1 rRNA gene (only partly in view) is annotated in these 1,804 nt (G+C 52.5%); it reads left to right on the plus strand.

Annotated features, from left to right (window positions below):
- Window positions 1-1,728 (plus strand): 23S ribosomal RNA (locus tag JNA92_RS25490); it begins 1,263 nt to the left of the window's first position.
- Window positions 1,729-1,804: the final 76 nt, after the last annotated feature.

Genomic DNA, 1,804 nt, shown 5'->3' on the forward strand with positions numbered 1-1,804 from the left:
CTGGTGATGCGGTAGAGGAGCGTTCTGTAAGCCTGTGAAGGTGAGTTGAGAAGCTTGCTGGAGGTATCAGAAGTGCGAATGCTGACATGAGTAACGACAATGCGAGTGAAAAACTCGCACGCCGAAAGACCAAGGTTTCCTGCGCAACGTTAATCGACGCAGGGTTAGTCGGTCCCTAAGGCGAGGCTGAAAAGCGTAGTCGATGGAAAACAGGTTAATATTCCTGTACTTCCAGTTATTGCGATGGAGGGACGGAGAAGGCTAGGCCAGCTTGGCGTTGGTTGTCCAAGTTTAAGGTGGTAGGCTGAGATCTTAGGCAAATCCGGGATCTCAAGGCCGAGAGCTGATGACGAGTTGCCGTTAGGCGACGAAGTGGTTGATGCCATGCTTCCAAGAAAAGCTCCTAAGCTTCAGATAACTGGGAACCGTACCCCAAACCGACACAGGTGGTTAGGTAGAGAATACCAAGGCGCTTGAGAGAACTCGGGTGAAGGAACTAGGCAAAATGGCACCGTAACTTCGGGAGAAGGTGCGCCGGTGAGGGTGAAGGACTTGCTCCGTAAGCTCATGCCGGTCGAAGATACCAGGCCGCTGCGACTGTTTATTAAAAACACAGCACTCTGCAAACACGAAAGTGGACGTATAGGGTGTGACGCCTGCCCGGTGCCGGAAGGTTAATTGATGGGGTTAGCGCAAGCGAAGCTCTTGATCGAAGCCCCGGTAAACGGCGGCCGTAACTATAACGGTCCTAAGGTAGCGAAATTCCTTGTCGGGTAAGTTCCGACCTGCACGAATGGCGTAACGATGGCGGCGCTGTCTCCACCCGAGACTCAGTGAAATTGAAATCGCTGTGAAGATGCAGTGTATCCGCGGCTAGACGGAAAGACCCCGTGAACCTTTACTATAGCTTTGCACTGGACTTTGAATTTGCTTGTGTAGGATAGGTGGGAGGCTTTGAAGTGGGGACGCCAGTTCTCATGGAGCCATCCTTGAAATACCACCCTGGCAACTTTGAGGTTCTAACTCAGGTCCGTTATCCGGATCGAGGACAGTGTATGGTGGGTAGTTTGACTGGGGCGGTCTCCTCCCAAAGAGTAACGGAGGAGTACGAAGGTGCGCTCAGACCGGTCGGAAATCGGTCGTAGAGTATAAAGGCAAAAGCGCGCTTGACTGCGAGACAAACACGTCGAGCAGGTACGAAAGTAGGTCTTAGTGATCCGGTGGTTCTGTATGGAAGGGCCATCGCTCAACGGATAAAAGGTACTCCGGGGATAACAGGCTGATACCGCCCAAGAGTTCATATCGACGGCGGTGTTTGGCACCTCGATGTCGGCTCATCACATCCTGGGGCTGAAGCCGGTCCCAAGGGTATGGCTGTTCGCCATTTAAAGTGGTACGCGAGCTGGGTTTAGAACGTCGTGAGACAGTTCGGTCCCTATCTGCCGTGGACGTTTGAGATTTGAGAGGGGCTGCTCCTAGTACGAGAGGACCGGAGTGGACGAACCTCTGGTGTTCCGGTTGTCACGCCAGTGGCATTGCCGGGTAGCTATGTTCGGAAGAGATAACCGCTGAAAGCATCTAAGCGGGAAACTTGCCTCAAGATGAGATCTCACTGGGATCTTGAATCCCCTAAAGGGCCGTCGAAGACTACGACGTTGATAGGTTGGGTGTGTAAGCGCTGTGAGGCGTTGAGCTAACCAATACTAATTGCCCGTGAGGCTTGACCATATAACACCCAAGCAATTTGCTTCTGCAGATTGCGGTGGTGAAGATGATACGAACCGAAAGTTCGCAACGAACCACA

Origin of the sequence: Pseudomonas putida (genome assembly GCF_022627325.1) — a bacterium.
GTDB lineage: Bacteria > Pseudomonadota > Gammaproteobacteria > Pseudomonadales > Pseudomonadaceae > Aquipseudomonas > Aquipseudomonas putida_X.